Annotated in this window: 1 protein-coding gene; it reads right to left on the bottom strand. The window is 40.2% G+C overall.

The window, feature by feature from the left end:
* Positions 1-145 precede the first annotated feature (145 nt).
* Positions 146-484, bottom strand: a complete 339-nt coding sequence (locus tag HX124_RS18115; RefSeq protein WP_286384470.1) for a hypothetical protein — start codon at positions 482-484, stop codon at positions 146-148.
* Between the last annotated feature and the right edge of the window lie 126 nt (positions 485-610).

The raw sequence follows: 610 nt of genomic DNA, 5'->3' as shown, positions 1-610 counted from the left end.
AGTGATTCAATGAATTCTTGCTGCAATACCATCGCATTGCTTTCAGGGCGATTGATTTTGCGTAAATTGGCTTTACGGGCTGAGAGCAATGAACCTAGCGTGTTCAGCGCAGGTTCATGCCAAGATTGGATGATTTGTTCAGCGTTCATGACACCTCCGCTACAGCGTGTTCAGCTTCAGTTAAACGACGTTTGGCATGGAGTTCAGCGACTGTGGCGTGGCGAACAAACTTTTTATTTAAAGTTAATGTCCCTAATTCAATGAGCACACAAACCGTATTTTCGTAAACCTCAAGAACGTTATAAATTCCCTCAAAAGGTTTTAGTGTTGCACTTAATACCGCTGTGTCTAAAACTACAGTGTCACCAATCAAGAAATCTTCAGTCGATTCTAATTCCATCGAATCCGCAGGAATTAAACAGTGATTGCATTGGAACTCGCTACATTTGCCAGAGCAAAGGTGTTTTGGTATAGTTGAGTTCATATTTATTAATTCTCCCTCTGTTACGAGTTAATGAGTTACTAAAAGCCTAATTCCCTAGATCAGGCTTTTTCCTTTTCTACACATGATGTGTATTTCTTCATTTGTTTAAGTGCTGCTAGATCCACA

The sequence above is a fragment of the Acinetobacter sp. 226-1 genome, from assembly GCF_030329325.1.
Taxonomy (GTDB): domain Bacteria; phylum Pseudomonadota; class Gammaproteobacteria; order Pseudomonadales; family Moraxellaceae; genus Acinetobacter; species Acinetobacter sichuanensis.
Note: the sequence above shows the minus strand (reverse complement) of the source record. Positions and strands in the feature narration are given on the sequence as shown.

Coding starts and splice junctions, on each gene's coding strand:
- HX124_RS18115 (WP_286384470.1), bottom strand. CDS start 484: ATGAACTCAACTATACCAAAACACCTTTGCTCTGGCAAATGTAGCGAG.